Origin of the sequence: Microbacterium resistens, from assembly GCF_021172025.1 — a bacterium.
Classification (GTDB): domain Bacteria; phylum Actinomycetota; class Actinomycetes; order Actinomycetales; family Microbacteriaceae; genus Microbacterium; species Microbacterium resistens.
In genome coordinates, this window is sequence record NZ_CP082781.1 from 1,573,710 (window position 1) to 1,590,236 (window position 16,527).

General features: G+C 71.2%; 13 protein-coding genes. 6 read left to right on the forward strand and 7 right to left on the reverse strand.

What is annotated here, in order from left to right:
* Positions 1 to 56 precede the first annotated feature (56 nt).
* Positions 57 to 1,127: an NADH:flavin oxidoreductase/NADH oxidase gene (locus tag K8F61_RS07640; protein ID WP_231821233.1), complete on the forward strand. Its 1,071-nt coding sequence runs from the start codon at positions 57 to 59 to the stop codon at positions 1,125 to 1,127.
* A gap of 60 nt (positions 1,128 to 1,187) precedes the next feature.
* Here K8F61_RS07640 and K8F61_RS07645 read toward each other — a convergent pair whose 3' ends face one another.
* From K8F61_RS07645 to guaB1, 3 genes are all read right to left on the reverse strand, one after another.
* Positions 1,188 to 2,249 (reverse strand): hemolysin family protein, encoded by a 1,062-nt coding sequence (locus K8F61_RS07645; RefSeq protein WP_219086882.1) that lies wholly within the window; start codon positions 2,247 to 2,249, stop codon positions 1,188 to 1,190.
* Positions 2,246 to 3,589 (reverse strand): hemolysin family protein, encoded by a 1,344-nt coding sequence (locus tag K8F61_RS07650; RefSeq protein ID WP_219086887.1) that lies wholly within the window; start codon positions 3,587 to 3,589, stop codon positions 2,246 to 2,248. Before K8F61_RS07650 ends, K8F61_RS07645 begins: the two co-directional genes overlap by 4 nt.
* Before the next feature lie 148 nt (positions 3,590 to 3,737).
* Complete coding sequence (guaB1, locus tag K8F61_RS07655) at positions 3,738 to 5,195, reverse strand: GMP reductase (protein ID WP_231821234.1); 1,458 nt, start codon at positions 5,193 to 5,195, stop codon at positions 3,738 to 3,740.
* A 166-nt stretch (positions 5,196 to 5,361) separates the two neighbouring features.
* Between guaB1 and K8F61_RS07660 the strand changes: the two genes are divergently transcribed.
* Both K8F61_RS07660 and K8F61_RS07665 read left to right on the forward strand, forming a co-directional pair.
* Positions 5,362 to 9,021 carry a multifunctional oxoglutarate decarboxylase/oxoglutarate dehydrogenase thiamine pyrophosphate-binding subunit/dihydrolipoyllysine-residue succinyltransferase subunit gene (locus K8F61_RS07660; protein WP_231821235.1) on the forward strand — a complete coding sequence of 1,220 codons (3,660 nt, stop codon included), beginning with the start codon at positions 5,362 to 5,364 and terminating at the stop codon, positions 9,019 to 9,021.
* 347 nt (positions 9,022 to 9,368) lie between these two features.
* Positions 9,369 to 9,734: a hypothetical protein gene (locus tag K8F61_RS07665; RefSeq protein WP_231821236.1), complete on the forward strand. Its 366-nt coding sequence runs from the start codon at positions 9,369 to 9,371 to the stop codon at positions 9,732 to 9,734.
* A gap of 54 nt (positions 9,735 to 9,788) precedes the next feature.
* Here the strand turns inward: K8F61_RS07665 and K8F61_RS07670 are convergent, their stop codons facing one another.
* From K8F61_RS07670 to K8F61_RS07685, 4 genes are all read right to left on the reverse strand, one after another.
* Positions 9,789 to 11,105: an APC family permease gene (locus K8F61_RS07670; RefSeq protein ID WP_231821237.1), complete on the reverse strand. Its 1,317-nt coding sequence runs from the start codon at positions 11,103 to 11,105 to the stop codon at positions 9,789 to 9,791.
* A gap of 118 nt (positions 11,106 to 11,223) precedes the next feature.
* Positions 11,224 to 12,525, reverse strand: a complete 1,302-nt coding sequence (locus K8F61_RS07675) for a GNAT family N-acetyltransferase (protein ID WP_231821238.1) — start codon at positions 12,523 to 12,525, stop codon at positions 11,224 to 11,226.
* A gap of 80 nt (positions 12,526 to 12,605) precedes the next feature.
* A complete protein-coding gene (locus tag K8F61_RS07680) occupies positions 12,606 to 12,851 on the reverse strand; it encodes a zf-HC2 domain-containing protein (RefSeq protein ID WP_067248159.1) in 246 nt (81 codons plus the stop codon).
* Positions 12,848 to 13,531 carry a sigma-70 family RNA polymerase sigma factor gene (locus K8F61_RS07685; RefSeq protein WP_157518235.1) on the reverse strand — a complete coding sequence of 228 codons (684 nt, stop codon included), beginning with the start codon at positions 13,529 to 13,531 and terminating at the stop codon, positions 12,848 to 12,850. Before K8F61_RS07685 ends, K8F61_RS07680 begins: the two co-directional genes overlap by 4 nt.
* 61 nt (positions 13,532 to 13,592) lie before the next feature.
* Between K8F61_RS07685 and aroA the strand changes: the two genes are divergently transcribed.
* Genes aroA through bcp form a run of 3 tightly spaced genes read left to right on the forward strand, consistent with a single transcriptional unit; the run spans position 13,593 to position 16,517 of the window.
* Complete coding sequence (gene aroA / locus K8F61_RS07690) at positions 13,593 to 14,948, forward strand: 3-phosphoshikimate 1-carboxyvinyltransferase (RefSeq protein WP_067248162.1); 1,356 nt, start codon at positions 13,593 to 13,595, stop codon at positions 14,946 to 14,948.
* The gene (gene rsgA / locus K8F61_RS07695) at positions 14,945 to 15,994 is read left to right on the forward strand and encodes a ribosome small subunit-dependent GTPase A (RefSeq protein WP_231821239.1); all 1,050 of its coding nucleotides are present in this window, start codon (positions 14,945 to 14,947) and stop codon (positions 15,992 to 15,994) included. The genes aroA and rsgA overlap by 4 nt, the downstream gene beginning before the upstream one ends.
* A 46-nt stretch (positions 15,995 to 16,040) precedes the next feature.
* Positions 16,041 to 16,517: a thioredoxin-dependent thiol peroxidase gene (gene bcp / locus K8F61_RS07700; RefSeq protein ID WP_231821240.1), complete on the forward strand. Its 477-nt coding sequence runs from the start codon at positions 16,041 to 16,043 to the stop codon at positions 16,515 to 16,517.
* The last annotated feature ends 10 nt before the right edge of the window (positions 16,518 to 16,527 follow it).

A 16,527-nucleotide genomic window follows, 5' to 3' on the forward strand; every position in this document is an offset into this window, starting at 1 on the left:
GGCCGTGTGACGCGCGGTTCGGGCCGGGCCCGGCGGGGCTGGGCTAGCGTCGAGTCGTGAGCATCCTGTTCTCTCCCCTGACCATCCGCGGCACGACGTTCCGCAATCGCCTCTGGGTCTCCCCGATGTGCATGTACAGCGCTGTCGACGGCGTCCCGCAGAGCTGGCACCGCGCCCATCTCGCACAGTTCGCGTCGGGCGGCGCGGGACTGATCGTGGCCGAGGCCACCGCCGTGGTGCCGGAGGGGCGGATCAGCCCCCGCGACACCGGGCTCTGGACGGACGAGCAGCGCGACGCCTGGGCGCCGATCGTCCAGGACGTGCACGAGCGCGGCGCGCTCATCGGCGTCCAGCTCGGCCACGCCGGTCGCAAGGCGTCGACGTGGTGGCCCTGGGCCCCGCAGCGCGGGTCGGTCCCCGCGTCCGAGGGCGGCTGGACCACGGTCGCGCCGTCCGCGGTCCCGTTCGAGGGCTTCGCCGCTCCGGCCGCGCTCGACGCGGCGGGGATCGAGCGCGTCGTGGACGGCTTCGCCGCCGCCGCGCGCCGCGCGATCGAGGCCGGTTTCGACGTGCTGGAGCTCCACGCCGCCCACGGCTACCTCCTGCACCAGTTCCTCTCCCCGCTGAGCAACCGACGCGAGGACGAGTACGGAGGCACGCCCGAGAATCGGGCCCGCCTGCTGCTGCGCGTCGTGGACGCCGTGCGCGCCGAGGCGGACCCGGGTATGCCGCTCTTCGTGCGGATCTCGGCGACGGACCACGCCGAGGGCGGGTTCACGCCGGAGCTCGCCGCCGCGGTCGCCGACGCTGCGGTCGCGCGCGGCGCGGACCTGATCGACGTGTCCAGCGGCGGTCTCGTCGCGCACCAGCGCATCGACGTCCACCCCGGCTATCAGGTGCCGCTCGCGGCGGCGGTGCGGCGCGGCGGGCGGATCCCCTCCTCGGCCGTGGGGCTCATCACCGCGGGCGCGCAGGCCGAGCAGGTGCTCGCCGACGGATCGGCCGACGCCGTGTTCGCGGGTCGGGAGTGGCTGCGCGATCCCCATTTCGCCCTGCGTGCGGCGCACGAGCTGGGGGTCGAGCTCGACTACTGGCCCGACCAGTACCTCCGCGCGCGCTGGCGCTGAACGACGCGAACGAGGCCCCGCGATTCGCCGGACGGATCGCGGGGCCTCGGCGCGAGCGGGTCAGCGACCGTGACCGCGCCGTGTGGCGTCCTGCACCTCCCCGACGAGCTCTTCGAGGATGTCCTCGAGGAACAGCACCGCGGTGGTGCGCCCCTCGGCGTCGCGCACCTGCGCCAGATGGCGTCCGGCCCGGCGCATGATCGCCAGGGCGTCCTCCAGGTCCGTGTCCTCCTGCACCGGCACCATGTGATGGATGCGCTTGGCAGGAATCGGCTCGAGCGCACGTTCCGCCGCATCGGGGCCCTCCGCGGAGCGGAGCACGTCCTTGAGGTGCACGTAGCCGACGGCGGCGCCGTCCGGATCCACGATGACGTAGCGCGAGAAGCCGTGCTTGGCGACGGCGCGCTCGACGTCGTCCGGCGTCGATCCCATGGGCATCGTCACCAGCGCGTCCAGCGGCACGGCGATGTCGCGCGCCTTCTTGTCCGTGAACTCCACCGCGGCCGCGACCGTCCCGGACGCGTCGTCCAGCAGACCCTCACGACGCGACTGCGTGACGATGGTCGCCACCTCGTCGAGCGTGAACGTCGACGCCGCCTCGTCCTTGGGCTCCACGCGGAACAGCCGCAGCACGCCGTTGGCGGTGGCGTTGAGTCCCCTGATGATGGGGAAGAACAGCTTCGACACCCACACGAGCGGCGTCGCCAGGATCAGCACGGCGCGATCCGGCACCGAGAACGCCAGGTTCTTCGGCACCATCTCGCCGAACACCACGTGCAGGAACGAGACCAGCACGAGCGTGATCGCGAACGCGATGACGTCCACGGCGCCGTCCGGAAGCCCGACGGCGTGCAGCGGCACGGCGAGCAGATGGTGGATCGCCGGCTCGGAGACGTTCAGGATGAGCAGCGAGCACACCGTGATGCCCAGCTGCGAGGTGGCGAGCATGAGCGTCGCATGCTCCATGGCGTACAGCGCGGTCTTCGCGGAGCGGGACCCGCGCTCGGCCAGCGGCTCGATCTGCGAGCGCCGGGCGGAGATCACGGCGAACTCGGCGCCCACGAAGAACGCGTTCGCCAGGAGGAGCACGAAAAGCCAGACCAGGCCTGCCCAGTCGCTCATCGGTCCGCCTCCGATCCGTCGGCGCCCCGGTCGGGCGCATCGCCGCCGTCCGCGGGCGCCGGAGTGAAGCGCACCCGGTCGACACGACGACCGTGCATGCGCACCACCGTCAGCGTGCCGCTGTCGATCGAGACCTCGTCACCCACCGAGGGGACGCGCTCCAGCACGCTCATCACGAACCCGCCGACGGTGTCGTACACGTCGCCCTCAGGAACAGTGATCCCGGTGCCGGCGAGCAGCTCGTCCGGACGCAGCTCGCCGGGGAACGTGATCGCGTCCTTGCCGCGCACGACGCCGGCCCTGCTCCGATCGTGCTCGTCGGACACCTCGCCGACGATCTCCTCCACCAGGTCCTCGAGCGTGACGACGCCGGCCGTGCCGCCGTACTCGTCCACGACGATCGCCATCTGATACCCCCGCGACCGCAGCTCCGCGATGAGGGCGTCGAGGTGGACCGTCTCCGGCACGCGCAGCGGCTCGGTCGCGAGCGCGGCGGCGGGCACCTCGGCCCGGCGCTCGCGCGGCACCGACACCGCGGCCTTGAGGTGCACGACGCCCGTGATGTCGTCGAAGTCCTCGTCGTAGACCGGGAAGCGGCTGTGACCGGTCCGTCGCGCGAGCTGGATGACATCGTCCGCCGAGTCGCCGGCGGCCACCGCGTGCATGCTGGGACGCGCCGTCATGACGTCGGCCGCGGTCAGCCGCGAGAACGTCAGGCTGCGATCCAGCAGCGTGGCGGTGTCGGCCTCCAACAGCCCGGCGCTCGCCGAGCGGCGCACCAGCGACGAGAGCTCCTCCGCCGAACGCGCGCCGGAGAGCTCCTCCTTCGGCTCGATCCCCATCGCCCGGAGCACGCCGTTGGCGCTGCCGTTGAGGAGGGAGATCGCCGGGCGGAACACCCAGGTGAAGGCGGTCTGGAACGGGATCACGACCTTGGCGGTCGCCCGCGGCAGCGCCAGCGCGAAGTTCTTCGGCACCAGCTCGCCGAGGATCATCGAGAGCATCGTGGCCACCGTCATCGCCACCACGACCGCCACGGCGTTGACCGCCGCCTCCGGCAGACCCCAGGAGGTCAGCACCGGGCGGAGCAGGTTCGACAGCGCCGGCTCCATCGTGAACCCGGTCAGCAGCGTGGTGAGCGTGATGCCCAGCTGCGCCGACGACAGGTGCGTCGAGGTGATCTTCAGCGCGGCGATCGTCATCGCGAGGCGGGTCTCCCCGCGCTTCTGCCGCGCTTCGAGATCCGCACGGTCCAGGTTCACCAGCGCGAACTCGCTGGCGACGAACAGACCGGTGCCGATCGTGAGCAGGAGCCCCACGCCCAGCCAGATGTAATCCATCATGGCGTCACCTCCGCGGAAGCGGAGACCGGGCAGTGGGGCATGGGACTACAAGAAGGAGGGTCGTCCATAGTGGCTCAGAGTGTAGCGGCCGTCCCTGTGGTTCTGCCGCGACCCGCTCCTCGCGGCCCGCTTCGGCGGGTCCCGGCTACCAGCTGACCGGCAGCGCCTTGCCCTCCTCGTATCCGGCGGCGGACTGCAGCCCCACCAGCGCACGTTCGTGGAACTCCGGGACGGACGAGGCGCCTGCGTAGGTGAAGGAGGACCGGACGCCGGAGGTGATCATGTCCAAGAGGTCCTCGACGCCCGGGCGGAGCGGATCCAGATAGATCCGCGAGGACGAGATCCCCTCGGCGAACAGCTCCTTCCGGGCCCGCTCGTAGGCGTCGAGCCGGCCGAACCGCGCCTGCACGGCCTTCGTGGAGGCCATGCCCCACGATTCCTTGTAGATCCGGCCGTCCTCGTCGGTCTGGAGCTCGCCCGGGGCCTCGATGGTCCCGGCGAACCAGGAGCCGATCATCACGGACGCCGCACCGGCGGCCAGGGCGAGCGCGACGTCGCGCGGATACCGCACCCCGCCGTCGGCCCAGACGTGCGCACCGTGCTCCCGCGCCGCCTCGGCGGTCTCCAGCACGGCGGAGAACTGGGGCCTGCCCACCGCGGTCATCATGCGCGTCGTGCACATCGCCCCGGGACCGACGCCGACCTTGAGGATCGTCGCGCCGGCGTCCACGAGGTCGCGCACCCCGTCGGCGGTGACGATGTTGCCTGCGACGATGGGGATGCCGAGCTCCAGTGCGGAGACCGTCCTCAGAGCGCGCAGCATGCCCTCCTGGTGACCGTGCGCCGTGTCGACCACGAGGACGTCCACGCCGGCGGCGGCCAGCGCCCTGGCCTTCGCCGCCACGTCGCCGTTGATCCCGACGGCGGCGGCGACGGCGAGCCGCCCGTCGGCGTCGACCGCCGGCGCGTACAGGGTGGATCGCAGCGCGCTGCGCGCGGTCAGGGTGCCGACCAGATGCCCGTGCCGCAGCATGCAGACGGTCTCGGCGCCGGTCGCCGTGATCGCGTCGAACGCCGCGCGCCCGTCCGTCACGTCCTCGACGTCGAGCGCGGGCGAGCCCTCGCGAACGAGGTCCCCGAGGGCGGCATCGGGCAGGGCCGTGGCCAGACGGGTCGCCGGGAGGATCCCGCGGATGCCGTCGGCGTCGACCGCGCCGTCGCGCGAGGTCGCGACGACCACCCCGTGCCCCTCGGTCGCCGGCAGCAGACGCAGGGCGTCCTCGACGGACGCGGACGGGTCCAGCACCAGCGGGGTGTCCCAGGCGACCGGCTGCCGCTTGACCCAGCGGATGGCCTCGTCCAGCTCCTGGAGCGGCATGTCCTGCGGCAGCACGCCGATCCCGCCGCGGCGGGCGAGGACGGCGGCCAGTCGCGGCCCCGTCACCGAGTTCATGTTGGAGGACACGAGCGGGATGGTCGCGGGCGTCCCGTCCAGCGGCGCGAGGTCGACCTGCAGACGGCTCGTGACCCCCGATCGGCGGGGGACGAGGAACACGTCCGAATAGGTCAGATCCACCATGGGGCGTTCACCGGAGAACTGCATGAGGCCAGGCTACCGACACGCCGTCGGCATGGGACCGGGCGAGGTCGTCGTGGCATGCCGTCCCCCGCCTGAAACGCGTTAGGCTTGAACACCAGAAGCGTGGCGATACCGGGGCAGGCCCGGAGCGGAAACCACCGATCTTCAGCGATGAAAGAGGCGATCCAGCGTGTCGAGCCAGGGGACCGGCGTCGGGACTTCGACTGACGGGGAGTTCGGAGCCAATTCCTGGCTCGTCGACGAACTGTACGAGCAGTTCAAGGCGGACCGCGACTCCGTCGACAAGGAGTGGTGGCCGATCCTGGAGAAGTACCAGCCCGGCCAGGCCACGACCGCCGCGGCCCCGGCGTCCGAGCCGCATCCGGTGACCGCGCCGATCCCGGTGATCGGGCAGCAGCCCGTGGCCCGCACCACGGCGAAGCCGGCCAAGGAGGCGCCGATCCCCGCACAGGCGCCGGTCAAGAAGGACGACGCCGACGCCGAGGAGGCGCAGGACGTCGTCACGCCCCTGCGCGGCATGCCGAAGACCCTGGCGCACAACATGGACGAGTCCCTGACCGTCCCGACCGCGACGAGCGTCCGCACGATCCCCGCGAAGCTGATGATCGACAACCGCATCGTCATCAACAACCACATGGCGCGCACGCGCGGTGGCAAGGTCAGCTTCACCCACCTCATCGGGTGGGCCATCATCCGGGCGCTCAAGGAGTTCCCGAGCCAGAACGTCTTCTACTCCGAGGTCGACGGCAAGCCGTCCGTGGTCGCCCCCGCGCACATCAACCTCGGGATCGCCATCGACCTGCCCAAGCCCGACGGCACCCGCGCGCTGCTCGTGCCGAGCATCAAGCGGGCCGACACGATGACGTTCAACGAGTACCTCAGCGCCTATGAGGACCTCATCCGCCGCGCCCGAGGGAACAAGCTGACCGCAGCGGACTTCCAGGGCACGACGATCTCCCTGACGAACCCGGGCGGGATCGGCACCGTCCACTCCGTGCCGCGTCTCATGAAGGGCCAGGGCTGCATCATCGGCGCGGGCGCCCTCGAGTACCCCGCGGAGTTCCAGGGCTCGAGCCAGAAGACCCTCAACGCGCTCGGCATCGGCAAGACCATCACGCTCACGAGCACCTACGACCACCGCGTGATCCAGGGCGCCGGATCCGGAGAGTTCCTGAAGAAGGTGCACGAGCTGCTGCTCGGGCAGCGCGACTTCTACGAGGACATCTTCCGGGCGCTGCGCATCCCCTACGCCCCGATCCAGTGGGCCGACGACATCGCCGTCGACCTGGCGGAGCGCATCGACAAGACCGCGCGCGTGCAGGAGCTCATCAACTCCTACCGGGTCCGCGGCCACCTGATGGCCGACGTCGACCCGCTCGAGTACGTCCAGCGCTCGCACCCGGACCTGGAGATCGAGAACCACGGGCTGACGTTCTGGGACCTCGACCGCGAGTTCGTCACCAACGGCTTCGGCGGGCACCGCGTCCTCAAGCTCCGCGACGTGCTCGGGGTGCTCCGCGACTCGTACTGCCGCACGATCGGCATCGAGTACATGCACATCCAGGACCCCGAGCAGCGGCGCTGGTTCCAGGACAAGGTCGAGGTCAAGTACGTCAAGCCGGGCCACGACGAGCAGCTGCGCGTACTCAGCAAGCTCAATGAGGCCGAGGCCTTCGAGACCTTCCTGCAGACGAAGTACGTGGGCCAGAAGCGCTTCAGCCTCGAGGGCGGCGAATCGCTCATCCCGCTGCTCGACGAGATCCTGCAGGGCGCCGCGCAGGCCGGCCTCGACGGCGCCGCGATCGGTATGGCCCACCGCGGCCGGCTGAACGTCCTGACGAACATCGCCGGCAAGACCTACGGCCAGGTGTTCCGCGAGTTCGAGGGCTCGACGCTCCCGGGCAACCAGCGCGGATCCGGCGACGTGAAGTACCACCTCGGCACCGAGGGGACCTTCGTCGCCGACGACGGCGCCGAGCTCCCTGTCTACCTCGCCGCCAACCCCTCCCACCTGGAGACCGTGGACGGTGTCCTCGAGGGCATCGTCCGCGCCAAGCAGGACCGCAAGCCCATCGGCACCTTCACCTGGCTGCCGATCCTCGTCCACGGCGATGCCGCGTTCGCGGGCCAGGGCGTGGTCGTCGAGACGCTGCAGATGTCGCAGCTGCGCGGGTACCGCACCGGCGGGACGATCCACGTGGTGGTCAACAACCAGGTCGGTTTCACCACGCTGCCGACGGACTCGCGCACCTCGGTCTACGCCACCGACGTCGCGAAGACCATCCAGGCGCCGATCCTGCACGTCAACGGGGACGACCCCGAGGCCGTGATCCACGTCGCGCAGCTCGCGTTCGAGTACCGCGAGCGGTTCCACCGCGACATCGTGGTCGACCTCGTCTGCTACCGCCGACGCGGGCACAACGAGGGCGACGACCCGTCGATGACGCAGCCGCAGATGACGGACCTCATCCAGGCGAAGCGATCGGTCCGCAGCCTCTACACCGAGGCCCTCGTCGGTCGCGGCGACATCACCCAGGAGGAGTACGACCAGGCGAAGGCGGACTTCCAGAACCGTCTGGAGATCGCCTTCGCGGAGACGCACGCCGCCGAGACCGGCGCGACCCCCATCGCACCGGAGGTGCAGGCCGTCGAGGAGCAGGCCGGAGCGCCGGAGACGACCGGTGTGCCGCGCGAGGTCATCCATCTGATCGGCGACGCGCACGCGAACAAGCCCGAGGGCTTCACCGTGCATCAGAAGCTGCAGCAGGCGCTGGACAAGCGCGTCGAGATGAGCCGGAACGGCGGCATCGACTGGGGCTTCGGCGAGCTGCTCGCCTTCGGCTCCCTGCTGATCGAGGGAACCCCGGTCCGCCTGGCGGGGCAGGACTCTCGCCGCGGCACCTTCGTGCAGCGTCACGCGACCCTGCACGACCGCGCCAACGGCCAGGAGTGGCTGCCCCTGACCAATCTGTCGGACAACCAGGGCCGCTTCTTCGTCTACGACTCGCTGCTCAGCGAGTACGCGGCCCTCGCGTTCGAGTACGGCTACTCCGTCGAGGCGCCCGAGGCCCTCGTGCTGTGGGAGGCGCAGTTCGGCGACTTCGTGAACGGCGCCCAGTCCGTGATCGACGAGTACGTCTCTGCGGCCGAGCAGAAGTGGGGTCAGCAGTCCGGTGTCGTCCTGCTGCTGCCGCACGGCTACGAGGGTCAGGGGCCGGATCACTCCTCGGCGCGCATCGAGAGGTTCCTGCAGCTCTGCGCCCAGGAGAACATGATCGTCGCCCGCCCATCCACGCCGGCCTCCTACTTCCACCTCCTCCGGAGGCAGGCGTACGCGCGACCGCGCAAGCCCCTGGTCGTGTTCACGCCGAAGGCGATGCTGCGCCTGCGCGGCGCGACGAGCCCGGTCGAGGACTTCCTGCAGGGCCGGTTCGAGCCGGTCATCGATGACGACCGGGAGCTCGACCGCTCCGCCGTCAAGCGCGTGATCCTGCACTCCGGGAAGGTGCACTGGGACCTGCGCGCGGAGCTGGAGAAGAACCCCAACCCCGAGATCGCGCTCGTCCGCGTCGAGCAGCTCTACCCCGTCCCGCTCGCGGCGGTGAAGTCGGTCGTCGACACCTATCCGAACGCGGAGATCGTCTGGGTGCAGGAGGAGCCGGAGAATCAGGGCGCATGGCCGTTCCTGGCGCTGCACTTCCTCCGGGCCGAGGGGCCACGGTCCGTGCGCGGCATCACGCGTCCGGCCTCGGCGGCGCCGTCCACCGGATCGTCGAAGGTGCACGCGGCCGAGCAGGCCGACCTGCTCAAGCGGGCCCTCACCCTCTGAGCGTGCGCGGGACGCGGGTCCGCGATCCTCACCGCGAAGCGGCGCTCCGGTTCTCCGGAGCGCCGCTTCGGCGTCTCCGGCGCACGACGCCCACGAGGACCGCCGCGATCGCCAGGACGACCGGGACCACCAGCGCGGCTCCGGCGAGCACAACATCAGTTCGAGCCACCGAGGCGCGGGAGGCGCCACAGTAAACCCCGGCTCATACGCGCTCCTGACCGATCCCGGGCTATGCCAAAGCCTTCTGCCAACAGAGAATTGCACCTGGTAATTGTCCGTCGACAAGCGGATCGAAAGATTCGATCCGCTTAGCTCAGCGGACTGCCCTCTCATCCTGCAGGAATGATATGGATCTCTACTTCACCCCAGACATCGAAGTTCCCATTGAATACGTGACCATCTCCGGAACCCAGATCGCTTGTTCGTACGCGCTGAAGGTCGAGGCGACAGACGGCGGCGACACAGGACCCCTCAGGGCGTGGCTGCGGGATCACGACTGGACAGGGTTTGGCCAGAAGGTCTATGACGACGCGATGGCAAGACCCTTCGTCCCTGACCCGCAGTATCCGGATGAATGGACACAGCAAAACCTCGATACGGCTTCGTGGACGGAAGCACTCGAAAGGAACGTTCGTGCCGAGCTTCCCGGCGAGCTCATTCCAGAGGGATTCCGTTTGCACGCCGCTTCGACGTGCGACGGGTGTCTGCGCTGAGCGGTGATCAATCCTGCCGCACGCGATTGTGCGCGGGACGCGGGTCCGCGATCCTCACCGCGAAGCGGCGCTCCGGTTCTCCGGAGCGCCGCTTCGGCGTCTCCGGCGCACAACGCCCACGAGGACCGCCGCGATCGCCAGGACGACCGGGACCACCAGCGCGGCTCCGGCGAGCACGAGGAGGCCCGCCGTGAGCACCGTCGCCACCACTGCCATCGCGTGCCCGAACGTGCGGCGAGGGAGGATCCGCACCGCGGCGATCATGCCGACCACATAGATCGCGACCATGCTCGCGGTGTGCACGAGGATGAACGGCTGCAGGTCGAACCCCGTCGCCCATGCGGCGGCGAAGTAGACGAGCACGAGCACGCCGCTGAACAGGAGCGCCCTCCGCGGCACGGCGCCGCTCTCCACCCCGCGGGCGAGGGCGCGCGGGATGTCACCCGTCGAGGCCAGCGAGGCGCCGAGCTTGGCGAACGCGGACAGGTACACGTTGAGCACGCCCACCGCGACGATGCCCGCCACGGCGCCGATCAGGAAGGGGGCGGCGTCGAGCTCGCCGACCCGGGCGAGATCCAGGAGCACCACGTCTCCGGCTCCGGCCCGGTCGCCGAGCGCGCCCACGGTGACGACCTGCAGGGCGAGATACGCCGCCCCGGACAGGATCAGCGTGACCGCGGTCGCGATCGGGATGGTACGCCGCGGCGACGCGAACTCGCCCGAGATGTGCGTGCCCACCTCCCACCCGGCGAACGCCCAGACGAACATGACGATCGCCGTCCCCACCCCGCCCCAGCCGTACGGCAGGAACGGCTGGAAGCTCTCCGCCCGGACAGCGGGCGCCGCCACTGCGAGCACGAGCACGACCACGCCGACGAGCAGTCCGGTCAGAGCCAGCTGGAGCCAGCCGGTCACGCGCACCCCGAAGAGGTTCGCCCCGAACGGCACGGCGAGGAACACCAGAGCCAGAAGCGGCACGGCGCCGGCGTCGATCCCCACGATGGTCGCGATGTAGCGTGCGCCGAGAACCGCCACGACGGGTCCTCCCGCCGCGACGCCGAACAGGAACCAGTACCCGGTCGCCCTCGCCGCCGTGGGGCCGAGCGCCCGCCGGGCATAGCTGGCGACCCCTCCCGGGTCCGGATAGCGGGCGGCGAGCGCCGCGAACGTGCCGGCCAAGGGGATCGCCAGGAGCGTCACCGCCGCCACCGCGACCACACTGGCCGGGCCGGCGACCTTCGCCGCCAGCCCGGGCAGCACCAGCAGGCCCGTGCCGAGGACCGAGGCGAGATAGAGGGCGACCCCCTGGGCGAGCCCCAGCCCACCTCTGGCCGGAGCGAAGGCGTCGGCGACCGCCGCACGTGTGGTCATGCGGCCACGCTAGCCGCGGGCACCGACAGCGGTCACCGTCCGCCCGGCCGCGCGGACAACTTTGGCTGGAACCCGACGGCGGATGACCGGATCGACGTCGTCCGGCCTGGTCGGGGCGTCAGTACCAGATGCCGAGGAGGGGCGCCGTGCTCGTCCGAAGCGCCGCGTCCAGCGCCGCCACACGCTCCGGCGACGCGTCCAGGCGCCCCGCGGCGTGCAGCGCACCGGGTGTCACTCCCCCGGCGTACAGCGCCGACAGCGTCTCGACGTCCGCCTGCAGCTCCGGCTCCGCGTCGGTGACCTCGACCTGCGCGACGCCGTCGTCCCCGATGACGACCTGCCACGTCCCGCCGGCGATGCCGAGCGGATCCTGCACGCCCAGGACCAGGGACAACGGCGAGGCGTAGGTCCTCGCCGTCAGGACGGCGGGGACGTCGAGCACGCGCAGCCAGCCGTGATCGTGGACCGTCATCTCCACCGACCGCTGATCGACGACCAGCCACGGCAGGGGGTCGTCGAGCGGCCGGAGGTCGGCGGTCACCGTGTCGACCAGGTCGTGCTGGAGGGCGAAGGCCCACAGCGCCCGCGTCGCCTCCGCCGTCTCCGCGCCGAGATGGCTGACCGACAGGGTGAAGCGGAACGCGTCGGGAGACGACGGGGAGAGGGAGAACACCAGGACGCCGCGCACGGCGCCGTCCTCGTCGAGGTAGCGCACGGCACGGACGGAGGAGGCCTTGTCGTCGCCCGGCGCGAGCCCCGCCATCCGCTCCCACCGTCCCGGCCAGCCCGGGATGTTGCCCACCCGGTCACCGCGGCTGCGCTCGTGGACCTCGGAGAGCGTGGTCGCGAGCTCCTCCTTCTCGATGTACTCGAACCGTCCGGGCGCGGGCGCGGCGCGCCACCCGGCGGTACGCGTGTCGATCCGCATCCGGGCGACGGGGAGCGCCGGGGCGAAGCCGTAGCGGCCGTAGATCGTCGCCTCGGACGCCGTCAGTCCCGCCAGCGGCACCCCCGCGGCCGCGGCGGCCCGCAGCTCCCCTTCGAGCAGGTTGCGGGCGATCCCCCGCCGGCGGTGCGTCGCCGACACGGTGACCGCGCTGATCGCCCACATCGGGATCTCGCCGCCGGGCACGGTCATGGGCGTCACCCAGCCGTTGACGGTGGCGACCGGGAGCGCCTCCGGGCCGGCCGCGGGAGGGAACACCCCGACGTTGCGGCGATAGGAGAGCGCGTCCCTCATGAAGTCCGCCGACTCCTCGCTCGGCGCCGCGTCGAGGAAGCCCCGCGCATCCGCCCGCGCGAAGGCCCGCCCAGCCGCCGGATCCGCGAGGTCGACGATGCGGTACTCGAGCCCCGACGCAGCCAGCCGATCGCGGGAGGTCGGGTCGAGGGGGACGTCGTGCGCGTCGATGAGGCTCATGCGACCAGCCTACGGTCGACGTGCCGGCCCCGGCGGCCATCGCCTGCGGGTTCGCTCGGACGACGCCCTCGCGGTACCGCTCAGTGCGCGGTGGCCTGGACGGCGCGCAGACGCGCCAGCACCTGATCGCGCAGCTCCTCAGGGGCCGTCTCCTTGCACGCGCGGGAGATGACCTCGGTCAGCGTCGTCGCCACCAGGGCCTCCTCGCGGCAGGACGGGCAGGACTCCAGATGCGCACGGATGTCGGCGTGCTCGGTCTTGCACACCTCATCCCGCAGGTACTCCTCCAGATCCCGCCGCGCCTTCTCGCAGCCGCAATCGTTCATTTCTTGCTCCTCGTGCCGGCCGCGGAGATGCCTCGCTCCGCGGCGTAGTCCGCCAGCAGCTCCCGGAGCATGCGTCGTCCGCGATGCAGACGGCTCATGACGGTGCCGATGGGCGTCTTCATGATGTCGGCGATCTCCTGGTAGGCGAAGCCCTCGACGTCGGCGAGGTACACCGCCAGCCGGAAGTCCTCCGGAACGGCCTGAAGCGCATCCTTGACGACGGACGCGGGCATGCGGTCGATGGCCTCCGCCTCCGCCGAGCGGCTGTGCGAGGCGGTGGTCGACTCGGCCCCGCCGAGCTGCCAGTCCTCGAGCTCGTCGATCGTGCCCTGGTGCGGCTCGCGCTGGCGCTTGCGGTAAATGTTGATGTACGTGTTCGTGAGGATGCGATACAGCCACGCCTTGAGGTTCGTCCCCTGCGTGAAGCTCGACCATGAGGCGTACGCCTTGACGAACGTCTCCTGCACGAGGTCCGCGGCGTCCGCCGGGTTCCTGGTCATCCTCATGGCCGCCGCGTAGAGCTGGTCCATGAAGGGGATCGCCTGCTCCTCGAACTCCTGCCGCGCGTCCGTCTCGCCCGTCGCCGTGATCGCGGGCGCGTCCTCCGATGCCTGGTCATCCATCGCCAGCCAGTCTAGGCCGTCGGGGTCCACGACCACGGGTTCGAGCGTCGCGATCATCGGTCGCCTTCCTGGGATCCGCCGGCGCTGCGGGAACAGCGCTTCAGTAGGGTAGGAACCGATGAGCGACGACAGGTATTCCCCCTCCCCGGCCCCGCCGCACGACGGGCGCTATCCCGCGCCCGTCGCCACGACGCCGCTGGCGAGCACCGTCTCGGTGCCCGGCTCCAAGTCGCTCACCAACCGCGAGCTCGTCCTCGCCGCGATCGCCGACGGCCCCGGGCGCCTGATCGCGCCGCTGCACTCGGACGACTCGGCGCGCATGGTCCAGGCGCTGCGGGCGCTCGGCGCCGCCATCGAGGAGGTCCCCGGCGCCGGAGCCGGGCCGGATCTGCAGGTGACCCCCTCCGCCATCCGCGGCGGCTCCACGATCGACTGCGGGCAGGCGGGCACCGTCATGCGCTTCATCGCCCCGCTGGCGGGGCTGGCGGACGGCGACATCACCCTCACGGCCCACGAGACCGCCCTGCACCGGCCGATGGGGGCGATGATCCATGCCCTGCGCGATCTCGGGGTGGACGTCGACGACGAGGGAAGCTGGTCCCTCCCGTTCACCGTCCGCGGACACGGCCGGATCCGCGGCGGCCGCGTGGAGATCGACGCCTCCGCCTCCAGCCAGTTCGTCTCCGGGCTGTTGCTCGCGGCACCGCGCTTCGACGTCGGGCTGCACCTCGTCCACACCGGCGAGCGGCTGCCCAGCATGCCGCACATCGACATGACCGTGGAGGCTCTGCACCGCCGCGGCATCCACGTGGAGCGTCCGGCCCCCGGGGAATGGGTGGTGGAGGCGGGCGCGCCGCGGGCGAAGGAGCTGCCGATCGAGCCCGATCTGTCGAACGCGGCGCCGTTCCTCGCGGCGGCGCTCATCGCCGGCGGGGAGGTCTCCGTAACCGGCTGGCCCGCGCACTCCACCCAGCCGGGGGCCCTGCTGCCGGACCTGCTCTCCGCGCTCGGCGCGCACACGTCCCGTCGCGGCGGCGTCCTGACGGTGCGCGGCGGAGAGCGCATCCACGGCGCGCAGCTGGACCTCTCCGCGGCCGGTGAGCTGGCGCCCACCTTCGTCGCCCTGGCCGCGTTCGCCGATGCACCGACGACCCTGCGCGGGATCGGGCACATCCGCCTCCATGAGACGGATCGCATCGCCGCGCTGTCGGGGAACCTGCGCGCGCTCGGAGGCGACGTCGAGGAGCTCCCGGACGGGCTGCGGATCACGCCGGCGCCGCTGCACGGCGGGGTGTGGCCGGCACACCACGACCACCGGATGGCGACCACCGGCGCGCTGATCGGTCTGCGCGTGCCCGACGTGGAGATCGACGACATCGGCACGACGGCCAAGACGCTGCCCGGCTTCACGCGCCTCTGGGAGGACATGCTCGCCGGATCCTCGGCGCCGATCGTCGGGGGCGCCTCCGCGTGAGCTGGCTGGGCGACGACGACGAGGACGACTTCGACGACTACGACGAGGCGCGGATCCGGACGCGTCCGAACCCGAAGGCCAACCGCCCGCGCACCAAGCGCCGTCCCGCCCACGCCGAGGCCGAGGTGGGTCGGGTGCTGGGCGTCGACCGCGGACGCTACGCGGTCCTCCTCGGCGAGGGCACGGACGAGGAACGCACCGTGACGACCGCCCGCGCCAGGGAGCTGCGGCGCACACCGATCGTCACCGGGGACCAGGCCCGCGTGGTCGGGGACGTGAGCGGCGACGAAGGCACGCTCGCCCGGATCGTGGGAATCGTCGATCGCACGTCGCTGCTGCGGCGCAGCGCCGACGACACCGATCAGGTCGAGCGCGTGATCGTGGCTAACGCCGACCAGATGCTCGTCGTGGTCGCCGCGGCGGACCCGGAGCCGCGCGAACGCCTCGTGGACCGCTATCTCGTCGCGGCGCTCGATGCGGGGATCCGCCCGCTCCTGGTCGTGACGAAGACAGACCTTGCCGACCCCGGTGCGTTCCTGACGCACTTCGACGGGTTGGACGATCTCCGCGTGTTCACCAGCGCTCGCGGGCACATGCCCGTCGAGGACATCGGCGCCGCCCTGGTCGGCCATTCGACCGTCTTCGTGGGTCACTCGGGCGTCGGCAAGTCCACGCTGGTGAACGCGCTCGTGCCCGGAGCCGACCGGGCGACGGGACACGTCAACGAGGTCACCGGACGGGGGCGGCACACATCCTCGTCCACGGTGTCGCTGCGGTATCGGGAGCCGCACGGGTCCGGGTGGGTCATCGACACGCCGGGCGTGCGCTCGTTCGGCCTCGGTCATGTCGACCCCGCCAACATCCTCGCCGCCTTCACCGAGCTCGCCGCCATCGCCGAGGACTGCCCTCGCGGCTGCACGCACCTTCCCGACGCCGAGGACTGCGCGCTCAACGAGGCGGCGGCATCGGGGGGACTCAGCGAGGCAGGGCGGGCTCGCCTGGACTCCCTGCAGCGTCTCCTGGAGACGTTCGGGGACCGCCCCTGAGCCCCTCCCCCGGTCCTCCGGTCGTCGGGCCGACTACGCTGGGACCGTGACGACTGAGCGACTCGAACCCGGAACGCCCGCCCCCGACTTCACGCTGAGCGACCAGGACGGCTCCCCCGTCTCCCTGGCCGGCCTTCGCGGCCGGAAGGTCGTCCTCTACTTCTATCCCGCGGCGATGACGCCCGGCTGCACCACGCAGGCGTGCGACTTCCGCGACAGCATCTCGTCGCTGCAGGGCGCCGGGTACGAGGTCGTCGGCGTCTCCCGCGACGAGCCGGCGAAGCTGAAGGAGTTCCGCGAGCGCGACGACCTCACGTTCACGCTGCTGAGCGATCCGGACCACGCGGTGCACGAGGCCTACGGGGTCTGGGGCGAGAAGAAGAACTACGGCAAGGTCATCCAGGGCGTCATCCGCTCCACGTTCGTCCTCGACGAGCAGGGCGTCGTCACCCACGCCCTCTACAACGTCAAGGCCACCGGACACGTGGCGCGTCTGCGCAAGACCCTCGGCATCGACGCCTGATCAGGCTCCG

What these genes read in the sequence shown, in the direction of transcription:
- K8F61_RS07645 (WP_219086882.1), bottom strand. Translation starts at nt 2,249, where the DNA reads ATGAGCGACTGGGCAGGCCTGGTCTGGCTTTTCGTGCTCCTCCTGGCG.
- K8F61_RS07650 (WP_219086887.1), bottom strand. Translation starts at nt 3,589, where the DNA reads ATGGATTACATCTGGCTGGGCGTGGGGCTCCTGCTCACGATCGGCACC.
- guaB1 (WP_231821234.1), bottom strand. Translation starts at nt 5,195, where the DNA reads ATGCAGTTCTCCGGTGAACGCCCCATGGTGGATCTGACCTATTCGGAC.
- K8F61_RS07665 (WP_231821236.1), top strand. Translation starts at nt 9,369, where the DNA reads ATGGATCTCTACTTCACCCCAGACATCGAAGTTCCCATTGAATACGTG.
- K8F61_RS07670 (WP_231821237.1), bottom strand. Translation starts at nt 11,105, where the DNA reads ATGACCACACGTGCGGCGGTCGCCGACGCCTTCGCTCCGGCCAGAGGT.
- K8F61_RS07675 (WP_231821238.1), bottom strand. Translation starts at nt 12,525, where the DNA reads ATGAGCCTCATCGACGCGCACGACGTCCCCCTCGACCCGACCTCCCGC.
- K8F61_RS07680 (WP_067248159.1), bottom strand. Translation starts at nt 12,851, where the DNA reads ATGAACGATTGCGGCTGCGAGAAGGCGCGGCGGGATCTGGAGGAGTAC.
- K8F61_RS07685 (WP_157518235.1), bottom strand. Translation starts at nt 13,531, where the DNA reads ATGATCGCGACGCTCGAACCCGTGGTCGTGGACCCCGACGGCCTAGAC.
- aroA (WP_067248162.1), top strand. Translation starts at nt 13,593, where the DNA reads ATGAGCGACGACAGGTATTCCCCCTCCCCGGCCCCGCCGCACGACGGG.